Annotated in this window: 12 protein-coding genes; 5 read left to right on the top strand and 7 right to left on the bottom strand. The window is 67.4% G+C overall.

Annotated features, from left to right (window positions below):
• Window positions 1-29 precede the first annotated feature (29 nt).
• From NV2_RS24210 to NV2_RS24185, 6 genes are all read right to left on the bottom strand, one after another.
• Window positions 30-422: a heat shock protein transcriptional repressor HspR gene (locus NV2_RS24210; RefSeq protein WP_067878873.1), complete on the bottom strand. Its 393-nt coding sequence runs from the start codon at window positions 420-422 to the stop codon at window positions 30-32.
• A complete protein-coding gene (dnaJ, locus tag NV2_RS24205) occupies window positions 422-1,600 on the bottom strand; it encodes a molecular chaperone DnaJ (RefSeq protein WP_067878871.1) in 1,179 nt (392 codons plus the stop codon). The genes NV2_RS24210 and dnaJ overlap by 1 nt, the downstream gene beginning before the upstream one ends.
• A 51-nt stretch (window positions 1,601-1,651) precedes the next feature.
• A complete protein-coding gene (gene grpE / locus NV2_RS24200; protein WP_067878869.1) occupies window positions 1,652-2,287 on the bottom strand; it encodes a nucleotide exchange factor GrpE in 636 nt (211 codons plus the stop codon).
• Window positions 2,284-4,128, bottom strand: a complete 1,845-nt coding sequence (gene dnaK, locus NV2_RS24195; protein ID WP_067878867.1) for a molecular chaperone DnaK — start codon at window positions 4,126-4,128, stop codon at window positions 2,284-2,286. The genes grpE and dnaK overlap by 4 nt, the downstream gene beginning before the upstream one ends.
• Window positions 4,129-4,427: 299 nt before the next feature.
• Window positions 4,428-5,078: an HhH-GDP family DNA glycosylase gene (locus tag NV2_RS24190; protein ID WP_067878865.1), complete on the bottom strand. Its 651-nt coding sequence runs from the start codon at window positions 5,076-5,078 to the stop codon at window positions 4,428-4,430.
• Window positions 5,079-5,209: 131 nt separating this feature from the next.
• Complete coding sequence (locus tag NV2_RS24185) at window positions 5,210-6,280, bottom strand: DUF1707 SHOCT-like domain-containing protein (RefSeq protein WP_067878863.1); 1,071 nt, start codon at window positions 6,278-6,280, stop codon at window positions 5,210-5,212.
• 285 nt (window positions 6,281-6,565) lie between these two features.
• Between NV2_RS24185 and NV2_RS24180 the strand changes: the two genes are divergently transcribed.
• The 4 genes from NV2_RS24180 (at window position 6,566) to NV2_RS24165 (ending at window position 11,692) form a co-directional block, all read left to right on the top strand.
• Complete coding sequence (locus tag NV2_RS24180; protein ID WP_084475370.1) at window positions 6,566-7,708, top strand: hypothetical protein; 1,143 nt, start codon at window positions 6,566-6,568, stop codon at window positions 7,706-7,708.
• Between the two features lie 172 nt (window positions 7,709-7,880).
• Entirely contained in the window at window positions 7,881-9,272 is a 1,392-nt protein-coding gene (locus NV2_RS24175) for a S1 family peptidase (RefSeq protein ID WP_084475368.1), read from the top strand.
• Window positions 9,273-9,351: 79 nt separating this feature from the next.
• Window positions 9,352-10,689: a S1 family peptidase gene (locus tag NV2_RS24170; RefSeq protein ID WP_067878860.1), complete on the top strand. Its 1,338-nt coding sequence runs from the start codon at window positions 9,352-9,354 to the stop codon at window positions 10,687-10,689.
• Between the two features lie 109 nt (window positions 10,690-10,798).
• On the top strand, window positions 10,799-11,692 hold the full coding sequence (locus NV2_RS24165) for an NRDE family protein (RefSeq protein ID WP_067878857.1): 894 nt from the start codon (window positions 10,799-10,801) through the stop codon (window positions 11,690-11,692).
• Between the two features lie 62 nt (window positions 11,693-11,754).
• Here NV2_RS24165 and NV2_RS24160 read toward each other — a convergent pair whose 3' ends face one another.
• On the bottom strand, window positions 11,755-12,576 hold the full coding sequence (locus NV2_RS24160) for a DUF8020 domain-containing protein (protein WP_067878937.1): 822 nt from the start codon (window positions 12,574-12,576) through the stop codon (window positions 11,755-11,757).
• A 502-nt stretch (window positions 12,577-13,078) separates the two neighbouring features.
• On the opposite strand from NV2_RS24160, the gene NV2_RS24155 reads away from it, so the two are divergent.
• Window positions 13,079-16,360 carry a (Fe-S)-binding protein gene (locus NV2_RS24155; RefSeq protein ID WP_067878934.1) on the top strand — a complete coding sequence of 1,094 codons (3,282 nt, stop codon included), beginning with the start codon at window positions 13,079-13,081 and terminating at the stop codon, window positions 16,358-16,360.
• The last annotated feature ends 107 nt before the right edge of the window (window positions 16,361-16,467 follow it).

The following is a 16,467-nucleotide window of genomic DNA, read 5'->3' as shown; positions in this document are numbered from 1 at the left end:
CGCAGTAGGCAGTTCACACCGGCCGGTAGCTACCGCCGCTTGTTGCGCGGCTGCCACACCACCAGTGCAGTGCTGCGCTGCGGAGCGAGATCGGGACGATGCCCGGCTCGCAGGTTGTCCACCTCGGCGGTCAATTCGCCGACCCGCTGCTGTAATACCTCGACCTGATTGGTCAATTCGATGATCCGTTTGATGCCGGCCAGATTGACGCCCTCGTCCTGCGACAACCGCTGCACCTCGCGCAGCAGTTCCACATCGCGGGAGGAGTAGCGCCGCCCACCGCCCGAAGTACGGTGCGGTGTGACCAATCCCAGCCGGTCGTAGGTACGCAGTGTCTGCGCATGCATACCCGCCAGCTGCGCCGCCACCGAGATCAGGAAATACTCGGTGCCGGTAGGCCGATTCGTCGGATCACCGTTCATTACGCACCTGCCCAGCCGGCCCGCGGGTCGAACCCCGCGGCCTTCTCCGCCTCCGCGTAGCTTCGCAGCGCCTCGGCGGCTTCGTCGTCCAGCTTCTGCGGAACCGCGACCTTGACAGTGACCAGCAGGTCGCCGCCACCGCCGTCGCGCTTGGGCACTCCGCGCCCGCGCACTCGCAACGTCCGGCCGTCGGCGGTGCCGGGTGGCACCTTCACTCCGACTCTACCCTCCAGGGTAGGGACGGAAACCGTTGTCCCGAGTACCAATTCGCTGTAGCTCACCGGAAGCACCAGGGTCAGGTCGTCGCCGTTGCGGCCGAAGACCTTGTCCTGACTGACGTGTACGACCACGAACAGGTCGCCCGACGGGGCACCGCGCAGTCCGGCCTCGCCCTGTCCGGCCAGCCGGATCCGCTGACCGTCACGCACCCCGGGTGGGATACGCACGGTGATGGTGCGGGTGCGGTTCTGCACGCCGGTACCGCGGCAATCCACACACGGATCGTCGATGATCGAACCGGTGCCACGGCAGTCCTCGCAGGGTTCACTGAACCCGAAGGCGCCCTGGTTCCGGCTGACCACACCGGATCCGTTGCAGTGCGGACACACTCGCGGGCTGGTACCCGGCTTGGCGCCGCTGCCGTGACAGGTGGTGCACGGCGACGGGCTGGTCATCCGCAGCGGAACGGTGGCTCCCTGTGCGGCCTCCCGGAACCCGAGAGTCGTCTCGGTTTCCACATCGCTACCGCGGCGCGGCCGGGAGGCGGTCCGGGGAGCACCGCCGCCCCGGTTGAACAGACCGCCGAGAATATCGCCGAGTCCGCCGTCGCCGGCACCGGCCGCGGCACCACCGAAGATGTCACCCAGGTTGAATTCGTTCGAGAATCCGCCCCCGCCGGTGTACCCGCCGCCCGGCGCATAGCCACCGCGGCCGAAACCGCCGCTGGTGAACAGGCGCCGAGCCTCGTCGTACTCCTTGCGCTTCTCCGGGTCGGCGAGCACGGTATGTGCCTCGCTGACCGTTTTGAAGCGCTCCTCAGCCTTGGTATCTCCCGGATTCTTGTCCGGATGCAGATCCCGGGCCAGTTTGCGGTAGGCCTTCTTGATCTCGTCCTGGGTCGCGCTGGAGGAAACGCCCAGCTCCTTGTAGAAGTCCTTTTCCAACCACTCCCGATTCACCGGGCATTCCCTCCTTCCGTCACGTCGCGCACAGCGGCCGGCGGCCGTGTGTTACTCGGCACCGTCGCCATCGCGGGCGGTATTCGTATCATCCGGCGCCGACGCCGATTCCGCTACCGCATCGGTCACACCGACCATCGCGTGCCGCAGCACGCGGTCGCCGAGGCGGTAACCCTTACGCATCACCAAACCGATCACCGGGTTGTGTCCTTCGCCCTCGTGCTGCACGGCCTCGTGCAGTGTCGGGTCGAACGGTTCCCCCTCGGCGCCGAACTCCTCGAGGCCCTGCTTCTGCAGTGCGTCGGTGAGCTTGTCGGCCACCGACTTCAGCGGCCCGGCCTCGAGATCGCCGTGCGAGCGAGCACGATCCAGATCGTCGAGCACACCGAGCAGCTCGGTGACCACCGTCGCCTTGGCGGCATCGGTGGCGGCCTTGCGGTCGCGCTCCGCGCGGCGGCGGTAGTTCGCGTATTCCGCGGTCAGCCGCTGCAGATCCGCGGTGCGTTCGGCCAATTCGGACTGCACACCTTCGCCGGTGTCCGCGCCCGGGCCCGCGGCGGCGGATTCCTCGGATTCCGCAGCCGCCGCGGCCTCGTTCACCTCACCCTTGGCGGCTTCGCCGTTGGGATCGATCTTGCGGTTGTCGACGATGGTGACCGGTTCCTCTTGTGGGTTCTTTTCGGTCACTTCTTCTCCGGCTCCTCGACGACCTCGGCGTCGACGACGGTGTCATCGGTGGACTGGCCGTCGCCCGGTGCGCCCTCGCCGGCGGCACCGCCCTCGGCCGCGGAGGCCTCGTAGATCGCCTGGCCCAGGGCCTGCGATTCGGTGGCCAGCTTCTCGACCGCGGACTTCACCGCGGCGATATCGGTGCCCTTCAGCGCCTCCTTGGCCTCGGAGACGGCCGCTTCGACCTTCTCCTTGGTGTCGGCGGGCACCTTCTCGGCGTTGTCGGCGATGAACTTCTCGGTCTGGTGGACCAGCGACTCCGCCTGGTTGCGGGTCTCGGCCTCCTCGCGGCGGGCCTTGTCCTCGGCGGCGTGCGCCTCGGCGTCCTTGACCATCCGATCGATCTCTTCCTTGGAGAGGCCGGAGCCCTCCTGGATCTTGATCGTGTTCTCCTTGCCGGTGCCCTTGTCCTTCGCGGTGACGTGGACGATGCCGTTGGCGTCGATGTCGAAGGTGACCTCGATCTGCGGCACGCCACGCGGAGCCGGCGGGATACCGGTCAGCTCGAAGGAGCCGAGCAGCTTGTTGTGCGAGGCGATCTCGCGCTCACCCTGGAAGACCTGGATCTGCACCGACGGCTGGTTGTCGTCGGCGGTGGTGAAGGTCTCCGACCGCTTGGTGGGGATGGTGGTGTTGCGCTCGATGAGCTTGGTCATCACGCCACCCTTGGTCTCGATACCCAGCGACAGCGGGGTGACATCGAGCAGCAGGACGTCCTTGACCTCACCGCGCAGCACACCGGCCTGCAGGGCGGCGCCGACGGCGACAACCTCGTCCGGGTTCACGCCCTTGTTGGGCTCCTGACCACCGGTCAGCTCCTTGACCAGTTCGGTCACGGCGGGCATACGGGTGGAACCACCGACGAGCACGACGTGGTCGATGTCCTTGACCGAGATGCCGGCGTCCTTGATCACCGACTGGAACGGCTGCCGGGTGCGGTCCAGCAGATCGGAGGTGATCTTCTGGAATTCCGAGCGGGTCAGCTGCTCGTCGAGGAACAGCGGGTTCTTCTCCGAGTCCACGGTGATGTAGGGCAGGTTGATCGAGGTCGACTGGCTCGACGACAGCTCGATCTTCGCCTTCTCGGCGGCTTCACGCAGCCGCTGCAGGGCCATCTTGTCCTTGGTCAGGTCGATGCCCGTGCTGGACTTGAACTTGTCGACCAGCCAGGTGACGATCCGGTTGTCCCAGTCGTCGCCACCGAGGTGGTTGTCACCGGAGGTCGCGCGGACCTCGACGACACCCTCGCCGATTTCCAGCAGCGACACGTCGAAGGTGCCGCCACCGAGGTCGAAGACCAGGATGGTCTGCTCTTTGTCGCCCTTGTCCAAGCCGTACGCCAGCGCGGCCGCGGTGGGCTCGTTGACGATGCGCAGCACGTTCAGACCTGCGATCTGACCGGCCTCCTTGGTGGCCTGGCGCTGCGCGTCCTCGAAGTACGCGGGCACGGTGATCACCGCGTCGGTGATCTCCTCACCCAGGTAGGACTCGGCGTCGCGCTTCAGCTTCATGAGCGTGCGCGCGCTGATCTCCTGCGGGGTGTACTTCTTGCCGTCGATCTCGACGTTCCAGTCTTCGCCCATATGCCGCTTGACGGACTTGATGGTGCGGTCGACGTTGGTGACGGCCTGGTTCTTGGCGGGCTGGCCGACCAGAACTTCGCCGTTCTTCGCAAATGCGACGACCGACGGGGTAGTGCGCGATCCCTCGGAGTTGGCGACGACGACCGGCTCACCGCCTTCGAGAACGGCGATGACCGAGTTCGTGGTCCCGAGGTCGATACCGACCGCACGAGCCATAGTGATTCCTCCTAGGTGATGAAACTGATGGAACTGTGGATGACGCAGGGACTCGCCCCTGACACCTCACGGAGCACTGCCCTCAGCAACACTGAGCGTGGTCGGCTCAATCCTGCACTCCGATCGCATCGGAGTCAACCGGGGACTTGAGCCATGTTCACTCAACCTTGCTTCTATCGGCTCAACGAGCGGGTGCTGAGGTTCATTCCCGCCCGACGGAAAAATCTTCGGCGCGCACCCGTCGGTGCCGTTCGATCCTCGGCAGCCGGTGTTTTCCAGCCCACCACAGCCCGTGCTGTTCAGTGCGCGGCAGCCAGTACCCGGTCGGCGAGCTCACGGTCGCGGCCGACCCGCACCAATGCCGCTGCCAGCTCGGCATCGTGCCCCGAGCGGCTCAGCTCGTCCAGGTGACCGGGATCGGTGGGCAGATGCAGCAGCTTCGCACCATGTCGCGCTCGGTCGTCGAACCGCGGCCGCAGCCAGGTCCACACATCCTGGACCTCACGTAGGAAGATCTCGGCGCCCGTCGGGCCGATCCCCTTGAACTCCTGCAGCAGATCGGCCGTGCGGCGCGGATCGTGCCCGGCCTCGTCGGCTAGCCGACGGAGATCACCGCGGTAGCGATCCAGCAGCATCCGCGCGTTCTCGCCGAGCCGGGTCGCCGTCGATTCGTCGTAGCGCCGGTAGTGGCCGCGGCCCAGCGCATCGACCAGGTCCTGCCAATCCGCATCGGCCACCCGCTGCGGGGTCCGGAACCCGCCGGCCACCAGCTCCTTCGCCGCGGACACCGCGATCTCGGCCGAGATCCTGGTACTCAGCAACTGTGCCAGCATCAGCAGCTGGAACAGCGGCGCGGGTTTGTCGGCGAGGGAGATCCCCGCTTCCCGGGCATAGGTGGTGCCGGCGCATTCGAGCAGTTCGCGCGCGACCCGCTTCTCACCAGCGCTCATACCGGCCTCGCTCTCCCAAGTCTGGTTCGGCCCTGTTCCCGGCCGGATTCGTCCCGCCACGGGAGGTCAGGGCCCCGTGGTGTTCGTCTTACCCGCAGCACACCGGTGAAACCACGGTGATCTGCGCCGCGTCAGGACCCGAAGCTCGAGACATACACCGACTCTCCGGCGGTGGTGACCATCCAGAATCCACCGGATGCGGGATAGATCACGAACAGCGGCTCCCGGTCGCGCGACAGGGGCGACCGCTCGAGAATCACGTGGCTCAGCGTCGTCCCCGGTGCGCCGACGGTCCGTGGGGCGTCGGCCAGCATGGTGCCCAGCGTCGCGATATCGATGACTCCGAGATCGATCGGGGCCAGCTCCGGATCGCGGTCGTCCGGATTCGACCAGGTATCGAACTCACCGTCGTAGGAATACCGTTCGGCCTGTGCCGGGTCACCGGCCACCGCCCGCACGATCGACACGTGCGTCGGATGGAAGGTCACCTCGTCGGCGAGCAGATCCCCGAAATGCTCCCGATAGGCACCGAGGAACGAGTCGACACCCGCGGCAGTCGTCATATCCGGCAGTTCCGGTCGCGCGGACGTCTCGTCGGCGGCGAACGGATTCGTAGCGATCACCCAGACCCCCACGATCGCGATCAGCACGGCCACCACCACACCGACAGGACCACGTACCCACGACGCCCGCCCCTCGGACGTACCGTCCGACCGCACAGGCACGGGGTCCGCGACGGACGCAGCGGATTCCGCTCGCGCACCCTCACCGACGGGCTCACCACGGCCGCTCGTTGTCGGCTCACCGCTGGACGTACCGGCTTCCCCGCGGCCACTCGGCGTGGAGCCGGCGGTGGCCGACACGGCCGAAGCAGGGGCAGCCGCCACCGACCAGGGGGTGGACGAGCCGGCGCTCGGTCCGAGTTCGGTGGGCTGGACACCGGAGGGGCTCGGTCGGCCGGTGGGCGGTGGCCCGGGCGGGCGGACGGGGCGCTCGGCCTCGTCGGCCGCGCGCGCATCGCGCAAGTCGCTGGTCAGGGCCCGCAGGTCGCCGATCGTGCGCACCCGGGTCGCGCGAGCGGTGCGGGCGGCGTGGTCGGTCTCGCTCAGCCGTCCTGCGTCCCGCGCGGCGTCGAGCCGGAGGCGGGTGGCGAGCCGTTCCGCGGCGCGTGGCCGGCGCCCCTTGTTCGCAGATTTATCCACGAGCTGCTCGCATACCAGGCATTTCAGACCATCGCGCGCGCATCTCCGGATGGTAGCGACACCGGACGGCCGGTGCGGCACCGTCCGCTCGCCACCGGAGGGGAGCCTCCGGAATCGGACGGACCTCTGTACAACCGTCCGCAGACAATGGAGCATCGTCTGGCGCGGTTCCCGGCATCGAATCGAAGGACCCGGCACGAGCAGAGTTATTGTCGAACTTTGCGTCACCGGGACACATCGCTGCTCGCGCGGTCCCGTCCGAAACACCGAAGCGAGGTATCGAAAATGGCCACAGGGGTGGGCCTGCAGATCACCGAGGACGAATGCGTCGCGGCGATCGTCACCGACGGCGGGGACGCCGACACATCAGCCGAACCCCTGTACATCACACGTGAGTCGGTCCTGCACATGTCCGACGACGGCGACACCGCGCTGGGCGGTACCGCGCCGCCGGGCCATACCCATTCGATCACCGGGTTCGTCGGTGCGGTGGGCGATCCGGCCGGTATCACCGTCGACGCGGGCGAGGCCTACCGCGCCGAAGATCTGGTGGCCACGGCGATCTTCTGCCTGATCAACCTGGCCGCCGACCACCTGAACGGCCCGGCCGAGTTCTATGCCACCCACCCCGGCGACTGGCCCGCCGACCATGTGCGCGGATTGCGCGAGGCACTGGACTATCTGGGTCTGCGCTCGGTCAATCTGGTCAGCGAAGCCGATCTGCCTGCGACCGACGACCCCGGTGTCGCCGCCGATGCCCGCGGCCCGGCCCGCCATGCGGCCCGAGCCGCCCTGGCGTCGGTGCTGTCCACCCCCGCGGGGTCGACCCCACCGGACTCGGCCGGCGCCGAGAACTCGCTGGAGTCCACCGATGTGCTGCCCGCACTGCCCGCTGCCTCCGAGGCTGCCCAGGCGTACTCCGCGGCCATCCCGGTGGCCGGACCGGAGCCCGGGCCCGCGCCCGCGACGCCGACCAAGGTGGCACCGGCGGTGCCACCCGAGGAACCGAAGCGCAGCCGGCGGACCCCGCTACTGATCGCCGCGGGAGCTGCCCTCGCCGGAGTGGTGATCGGTGGGATCGTCGCGGCGATTCTGCTCGGCAACGACACCTCCCCTCCGGAACCGGCGTCGGAGAGCGGCCAGGCCGATGCCCGCACCACGTCGGCGACAACCCCACCGCCCAGCACCGAAATCCCGGAACCACCCGTGCAGCAGTACACCGAGGTTCCGGAGGAAACGACGACCACCGCTCCCGCACCCCCTCCACAGCCGGCCGAGAGCGCCCCGCCGACACCGACGGCCACGACGGAGGAATCGACCACACCACCGGCGCCCACACGGACGACGGCGCCCACCACGACCGAGCGTCCCAAATTGGGACCGGTGCCCGGTTTGCAGATCCCCACGGACTCGGACTTCGGCTGGTGATCAACTTCGTGACGGTTTCGTAGCGAAACTCACGCCGCTGTGGCCTAAAGTGATGCGCTGACCGGTCGTCGCGGTTTCACCCGATGTCCGGCTCGATGGTCGAGGGCGTTGCCACCCAATGGTTTCCGCCCACGGGTGGCCGGCACGTATTCGTGCCCGACGAAGGGACTCCATGCGCAAGTTGGCGGCGCGTCGCGCCATGATCGGACGCGCGTCGGTGGCGCGCGCATCGGTGAAAGCAGCTGCTGTCGCTTGCGCTTCGGCCGTCCTGATCGGCCCGTGGGTCACCACCGCGCCCGCGGTCGCCGATCCGGCGCCGGTTCAGCTCGCCTCCGATCAGCTGCCCCCGGGCCTCGTCGAGGCGATCGGCCGCGATCTGAAGATGTCGCCGGCGGAGTATCTCGAACGCGCGGCCGACGCGCAGCGGTTGCGCAACTACGCCAGCGATTTCCGTGCCGAACATCCGCAGGGCTTCGCCGGCGCCTGGATGGGCGCCGACGGTAAGCCGATCATGGCGGTCACCTCGCTCGATGCCGCGAAGATCGCCAACTCGGCCGGCTATCAGACCCGGTTGGCGCCGATTTCGGCCGACAATCTGGAAAGTTCGCTCGATCAGCTGATGACCTGGATCAGCGGACTGCCGTCGGATCTGTCCAATGCGGTCAACTCGGTCGCGATCGACTTCCTCAACAGCCAGTTGGTGCTGAGCGTGGCCAACACTCCGGCCGGGCACCTGCTGAATCTGCCCACCCTCATCGCCAACATCAAGGTCGTGCTCTCGCCGGACGGCGGCGGCCCGGTCGAGCATCGTCCGATGGGCGGTGACACCTACATCAGCGCGCCCACCTCGCTCGACAACTCCGCACTCAAGTCGGTGGACGTGTGCTCGTTCGGTTTCAACAGCGTCGACGCGGCGGGCAACGCGCTGAATATCAGTGCCGGACATTGCGATCCGAACCTGGAGAAGGGGAACGGCGAGGCCGGGGTCTACCTCCCGGATGTGCGCAATCTGAAGGCCAGCCCGCAGCTGGGTACCTTCGTGAAGGCGAATCTGGGCGGTGCCACCGGACTGGACTATTCGGTGATCAAGCTCAACGACCGCGCGGTCCACGCCGGGATGGATCAGCCCTCGGTGCGCGGCGCCAACGGCACCACGCTCACGCTGACCGGTACCGCCCAGCCCATCACCGGCGCCCCGGTCTGCAAGTCGGGTCAATCGTCCACCTTCACCTGCGGTTTCGTGGTGGCGGATCGGGTCGAGACGCAGTTGTTCACCTCCGAGGGCGAGTCCAAGACGGTGCGCGGTTTCGCCAGCTCGGCGTGCACGCTGGGCGGTGACAGTGGTGGCGCGATCGTGTCCGGCACGCTCGCTCTGGGCATCACCAGTGGCTCCAACGCCGCCGATGCGCCCGACTGCAAGGCCGCCAATACTGATCTCGCCGCCTTCGGTGGCACCGCTTCGCTGGGTATCCCGATCCGGGAAATCCTGAGCGCCGTGGACGCCTCCTCCGGTGGTGGACTCGGCTCCGGAATCACCGTCCGCACCCGCCCGAACCTCGGCTGAGGTCCGCTATGTCGGGTGTGAGTCCGGCCAAACTCCGCGACAAGTAGGCATAGCCGTGCAAACCCCATATAGTCGCCTCATGCTCCTGCCACGCATCCGCCGTTCCTCCGGCGCGGGACGTGCCCCGCGCACTCGCCTCCGCGGCGCGGCCATCGCCGCCTCGGCGGCGATCCTGACCCTCGGTCCGCTTGCTGCGGTCTCCTCCGCCGACCCGGCCCCGGCCGCTCCGGAGCTGCCCGCCGAACTGGCCGCCGCGGTGCAGCGGGATCTGCACATCTCGCCGGACGAATACGTGCATCGCGCGGATGTGGCGCAGCAGCTGGCGGGTTTCGCGACCACCGCACAGCGGCAGTTCCCCCAGGTGTTCGCGGGCGCGTGGCTCGACGACGCCGGTAAGGCCGTCGTGGCGCTGGCCCCCGGCAAGGGCATGGACGAGGCGAAGACGGCCGTCACCGACGCGGGATTCGGCGTCCGGGACGTGGCCAAGAGCCAGAGCGTGCTGCGCAGTGAGAAGAACGCTTTCCAGCAGTGGCTGTCGGGGCAGCCGGACCCGGTCGTGCAGGCGGTGCGCGGCGTGGTCATCGATACCGTGAACAACAGCATCGCGGTCCGGGTGGACAAGGCGGGCGTGCCGATGCCGGGCTTCGTCGACCCGGCGCATGTCATCGTCATGGCCGCACCCCCGGTCGGCCCGCCGGAGTCCGATGCGCAGTCCATCGCGGGTGAGCAGCCGAACGCGCCGCGCGCGGCCGGTGATTCCTACGCGTCCGTGGCCGGCAAGATGCAGCTGGTCTGCTCCTCCGGTTTCAACGGTGAGGACCGCAACGGCAACGCGGTGAACATCACTGCGGGGCATTGCAATCCGAATCTCGCGGCGGCAGGCACCGCGAATGCTCCGGGCATGTTCGAACTGCTGCCGGGCAATCACCTCGGTAACCAGCTGGGCTCCTTCGAGAAGTCCGTGCTCGGTAATCAGGACTACTCGATCGTGGCCATCGATCAGGGCAGCCGTGACCGCTTCGCCAACAACCTGGTGCGGGTGCCGGGCGCTGCCCCGATCGCGATCACCGGGGTGGCGAACCCGGTGGTCGGCGCTCCGGTGTGCAAGTCGGGTTCGCGCACCGGTTTCAGCTGTGGTGTGGTCAACGCGGTGGACCAGACCGTGCAGGTCGGCGATCGTGAGCTGACCCAGTCGTTCTCCGCGAACATCTGCGCGCTGCCGGGCGATTCGGGTGGCCCGATCGTCACCGGCACCATGGCCCTGGGTATCTCCAGCGCCTCCTCGGTGGCCGATTATCCGATCTGCGTGATTCCCGATCTGATCGGCGCGCTGACCGGCGATGCACCGCAGCTGTTCGCGCAGCCGGTGAACCAGGTGCTCTCGGACAATCCGGGCCTGCGGGTACGCACCAGCTGAGTGGATTTCCCCTTGTGGTGAGGGCCCGGCGGACATCCGCCGGGCCCTCACGCATTTCCGGGTCCGGGCCCGGCGGTGCCCCCGGCTCCCGCGGGTGCATCCTTGAGTCATGTGTCTGGTGTTGATCGGGTGGCGCGCGCATCCGAAATATCGGCTGATCGTGGCCGCCAATCGGGACGAGTACTACACCCGGCCGACCGCACCGATCGAGTGGTGGCCGGAGCGCCCCGGACTGCTCGCCGGACGTGATCTGGGCTCGGTGAACGGCGTTCCGGGGACCTGGCTGGGTCTGCTCCCGGCAGCAGGTCGCTTTGCGACCGTCACCAATGTGCGGGGTCCCGACGAGGCACGGCCGGATGCCCGCTCCCGTGGTGCGCTGCTGATGGACTACCTGACCGGATCCACGGCGCCGGAACCGTTCGTCCGGACCGTCGCCGGCCGGAGCGACGACTACAACGGCTACAACCTGGTGGTCTCGGATCTGGAATCGCTGTGGTGGCAGAGCAATCGCACCACCGCCACGCCAATGGAGCTATCGCCCGGGCTGCACGGGCTGTCCAATGCGGCGCTGCTCGGCTCGGCATCGCCGGGCGCCGCGGGTCTCGACGCGGCCGGTGCCCGGCGGCTGGAACCGGTCGGTTCGGGGCGCCACGGCCCGGTGGAGGACGTGGTCACCGATACGGGGGCAGCCGCCTGGCCCAAGGTTCGTGAAGGGGTGCGGGCCCTTGCTGCGGTCGCCGGATCGGCCGAGATCGACGACTATTTCGATGTGTTGGCCGACCGGACCGTGGCACCGGATATCGAACTTCCGCAGACCGGGCTTCCGTTCGACCAGGAGCGGGCGGTCTCGTCCCGTTTCGTCGCCAACGATTGGCACGGAACGCGGTGCAGCACAGTTCTGTTGATCGGCGAGGATGGTGGCTACATGATTGCCGAGCGTTCCTTCGCGGAGTTCGGCGAACCACTCGGTGAGGTGCGTTTCACAGGTACCCTCGGCGACTGATCGAGAACAGACGAACGGCCCGCCTCCGAGGAAGGCGGGCCGTTCGGTTATGCGTCGCGTATTTACTTCGGCTGGTCCGCAGCCGGCTGCTGCGCCTGGCCGCTGGCCGCCGCCATGGCCGCATCCGACCACTGGGTGGTGCCATCGGCCGCCTGCATGGTGTTGACGAGCTCGACGCCCGCCGCCACCAGGGCCGGACCGCCCGCCGCGACGGTGCCGACGATGCCGCCGACGCCGGCGCCGGTGACCAGGCCGGGGATGCAACCCGCCACGATGGTGACCGCGCAGCCGATGGCCGCGCCGATCGCGGTGCCGACGAATCCGCCGATCGCGGTCGCCAGGCCGAACTTGGTGGCGAAGTCGCTCATCGCACGCTGATCTTCGATCGGCGAGGCGACATCCTTGAGCAGGACCGGCTTACCGGCCTCGATCGGCGTCTTCTGGTCGGCCTTGGTGTCCTCGACCGCCGCTACGGGCGCCGCGGCGACCGGCTTGGTCAGATCGACATCCTTCGGGACCTCGGGGGTCAGCTTCAGAACGGTGCCGGCCTCCTCCAGCACCGGTTTGATCGGGATCTGCACACCCGCGATGCTGAAGTCGATCGGCATCTCCAGGGCGACATTGCCGGCCTGGTCTTTGACGTCGATGACCTGTTGCTTCACATCCGGCGTGGCGCCGAGCTTCTCGACAAGCTCGAACGTCCCGTTCTTGAGCTTGGTGACCACCGTCTTGTCGACCAGCTTGGCCGAGTAGTCGATACCCGGCTGTGCAGCCTCGGCTTCGGGGGCCGGAGCCGGAGCAGGGTCGGCATGAGCGGTACCCAGTGCCGCGGTCATCGCGCCGATGACCATAGCGGCGACCGCAGTACCTCTGCGGAGCTTCATTCGGTTTTCCAATCCGTCATCAGGTTTTGCCGCACGCAACTTCTCCGCGAGAGCCCACGCATCCATCAGGCCATGTATCCCGATTTCAAACCCGACAGACCTCCCCGAGCAGTGTGAAGGTGCACACAGCAAGCAGGACGCCGTGAGCTTAGTCGAATTCCCCGACAGAAAGCGAGAATTGTTATGTGTCCTAACAATTCGCGAGAAGTTTCCTGCCGAGTCATCCCGCGTTCGAGTAAGCCTGTCCTGGGTTCAGCTCCGGATTTGCCGGGATTTACCGTGTCAAGCGACTCCGCCCACACCAAAGATGCAGCACAATGCGTGAGTCCGGTCACACTGTAGCCGCGATCGACGCCCCTCGAGCAGGAAAGCACCGGTCGCGATCATACGGTGGACAGATAAGTTACCGGCGGGTAACTTACTGCCCGTTACGATACGAGCAACCAACGGTGACATCAGGACCGTCACCGAAATGCTCGTGGAACCGAAGGAAGGTCGCGACATGAATGCCCTGACAGTGACACTGGGCACGATTGGAGCGCTGCTCAGCGTAGTCGCCTGGGTCGCGTTCATCAGCGGCGCGTGGAAGATCATAAGCGCGATCCGGGTCGGCCAGTCCGCACCGGATCGCTGGCGGCCGTTCTTCCCGCGCTTCAAACAGATGCTGATCGAGTTCATCGCTCATACCCGCATGAACAAGTTCCGGACCGTCGGCTGGGCGCACTGGCTGGTGATGATCGGCTTCCTCGCAGGCATGCAGTTCTGGTTCGAGGCTTACGGTCAGACATTCAAACCGACCTTCGCCTGGCCGATCATCGGTAATACCTGGTGGTTCCACCTCGGCGACGAGATCCTCGGTATCGCGACCGTGGTCGGCATCGTCGCCCTGATCATCATTCGCCAGCTCAACCACCCGCGCGTTCCGCAGCGGCTCTCCCGGTTCAGCGGCTCCAAGTTCGCGCCGGCCTACGTCATCGAGGCCATCGTGATCATGGAGGGCATCGGCATGATCATGGTCAAGGCCGGTGTGCTGGCGCTCGAAGGCGAATACCACTGGACCGACTTCCTCACCGGACCGATCTCCACGCTGCTGCCCGCCAACGTGACCATGGTCTCGATCTTCGCGTTCGTGAAGCTCGTTTCCGGTATGGCCTTCTTGTACTTCGTCGGCCGCAACATCACCTGGGGTGTGGCCTGGCACCGGCTCTCCGCATTCTTCAACATCTACTTCAAGCGTGAGGACGACGGTGGTGTCGCCCTGGGTGCGGCCAAGCCGATGATGTCCAAGGGGCGCGCCCTGGATATGGAGAACGTCGATCCCGACACCGACACCCTGGGTGCCGGCCGGATCGAGGACTTCTCCTGGAAGGGCTGGCTGGACTTCACCACCTGCACCGAATGTGGTCGCTGCCAGAGCCAGTGCCCGGCCTGGAACACCGGTAAGCCGCTGTCGCCGAAGCTGCTGATCATGTCGCTGCGCGACCACGGTGCGGCCAAGGCGCCGTATCTGCTGGCCGGTGGCCGCAAGGATATGGGTGGCGACGAGTACGGCCTGGTCGATGCCGAGGGTAAGCCCGACGAGGGCGCGCTCGCGAAGATCTCCGAGGCGGCCCGCGCCGAGGCCGAGCGCCCGCTGGTCGGCGGCCCCGGCGACGGCGACAGCCTGGGTGGTGTGATCGACCCCGAGGTGCTGTGGTCGTGCACCAGCTGTGGTGCGTGTGTCGAGCAGTGCCCGGTGGATATCGAGCACGTCGACCACATCATCGATATGCGCCGTTATCAGGTGCTGATCGAATCGGAGTTCCCGTCCGAGCTGGCCGGTCTGTTCAAGAATCTGGAGAACAAGGGCAATCCCTGGGGTCAGAATGCCAAGGATCGCCTGAACTGGATGTCCGAGCTGGACTTCGATATTCCGGTATTCGGTCAGGATGCGGAAACTTTCGAAGGCTACGAATACCTGTTCTGGGTCGGCTGCGCCGGTGCCTACGAGGATCGCGCGAAGAAGACCACCAAGGCGGTCGCGGAGTTGCTGGCCACCGCGGGCGTGAAGTTCATGGTGCTGGGTGCGGAGGAAACCTGCACCGGTGATTCGGCTCGCCGCGCAGGCAACGAATTCCTGTTCCAGCAGTTGGCGATGCAGAACATCGAAACCCTGAATTCGGTATTCGAGGGTGTCGAGCAGTCGAAGAAGAAGATCGTCGTCACCTGTGCGCACTGCTTCAATGCGCTCAACAACGAATACCCCCAGGTGGGTGGCAACTACGAGGTGGTCCACCACACTCAGCTGCTGAATCGCCTGGTGCGCGGCAAACAGCTGGTCCGGGTGAAGCCGGTGACGGAGAACGTCACCTACCACGACCCCTGCTTCCTGGGGCGGCACAACAAGGTCTACAACGCGCCGCGTGAGCTGATGGCAGCCTCCGGTGCGAAGGTCACCGAGATGCCGCGCCACGGTGAGCGGTCCATGTGCTGTGGTGCCGGTGGTGCCCGCATGTGGATGGAGGAGCAACTCGGCAAGCGAGTCAACCTGGACCGGACCGATGAGGCGCTGGCGACACTCGGCGGCGGTAACGAACCGTCCATGATCGCGACCGGTTGCCCGTTCTGCCGCGTCATGCTCACCGACGGTGTGACCGCACGCAAGGACTCCGGTGAGGTCGGCCAGGGTGTCGAGGTCGTCGATGTGGCGCAGCTGATGCTGAACTCGATCGAGCGGGTCGAGCCGGCCACGCTGTCGGAGAACCTGAAGGTCGTCCAGGCGCCCAAGCAGGCTCCGGAGCCGGTCGCGGCGACCCCGGAAGCCCCGGAAGCGTCCACCGCCACCGAAGCGGCCGCACCGGCCGCCGAGGAGCCCGCGAAGGCCGCACCTGCCGGTAAGGGGCTGGCCATGAAGGGCGGCGGCAAGGCGCCCGGCGGCGGTAAAGCACCCGGCGGTGGCGGTCTGGCCATGAAGGGTGGCGGTAAGGCACCCGGCGGCGGCGGTCTGGCGATGAAGGGCGGCGCGAAGGCGCCCGGCGCCAAGGCGGATGCGGCACCCGCGGACGCCGAGGAGACGGAGTCGGCTCCCGAAGCACCCACGGCCAAGGCCGGCGGCCTGGCGATGAAGGGTGGCGGTAAGGCACCCGGCGGCAAGGGCCTGGCCATGAAGGGTGCGGCGAAGGCACCGGGCGCCAAGGCGACGCCGAAGCCTGCCGAGGATGCCGCCGCGACCGAATCGGCCGAGACCACAGCTGCCGACTCGGCCGGCACCCCGGCCGCGCCGACCGCCAAGCCCGGCGGTCTCGCGATGAAGGGTGGCGGTAAGGCACCCGGCGGCAAGGGCCTGGCCATGAAGGGCAAGGCGAAGGCACCGGGCGCGAAGCCGGAAGCAGCCGCTCCGGCCGAGACCGCTGCCGCAGCACCGGAGACCGAGGCTCCGGCCGCGGAAAGCGGTGCGGCGGAATCGGCTCCGGCTGCGGGCCCGACCGAGACCAAGCCGACCGTGGCGCCGAAGGGTCTGGCGATGAAGTCGGGCTTCAAGCGTCCCGGCCCGAAGGCTCCGGGCGCTGCCAAGCCGGCCGCGCCCGCGCCGGAGGCGGAATCGGCCCCAACGCCCGAGACCCCGGCGCCCGAGACCCCGGAGGAGACCGGGAACGGTGCGGCGAACGGAGCCGCGGAGTCCACCGAGGCATCCGCAGCCGAGGCACCGGCGACCGAAGGTAACGGCGCAGTGCAACCCCCGAGCGCCAAGCCCGGCGGGCTGGGCTTCAAGTCCGGAGCCAAGGCACCGGGCCGCAAGAAGTAACGAGGACTACTACCTCGCGGCGAAGGCCGGTTGTTCGAATCGAACAACCGGCCTTCGTCATATCCGGACCCGGTCGGCGATCAGATCGCCGGAAGCTCGGTGCTGCC

Source organism: Nocardia vermiculata NBRC 100427, assembly GCF_001613265.1.
Taxonomy (GTDB): Bacteria; Actinomycetota; Actinomycetes; order Mycobacteriales; family Mycobacteriaceae; genus Nocardia; species Nocardia vermiculata.
This window is presented reverse-complemented; position numbering and strand designations above follow the sequence as displayed.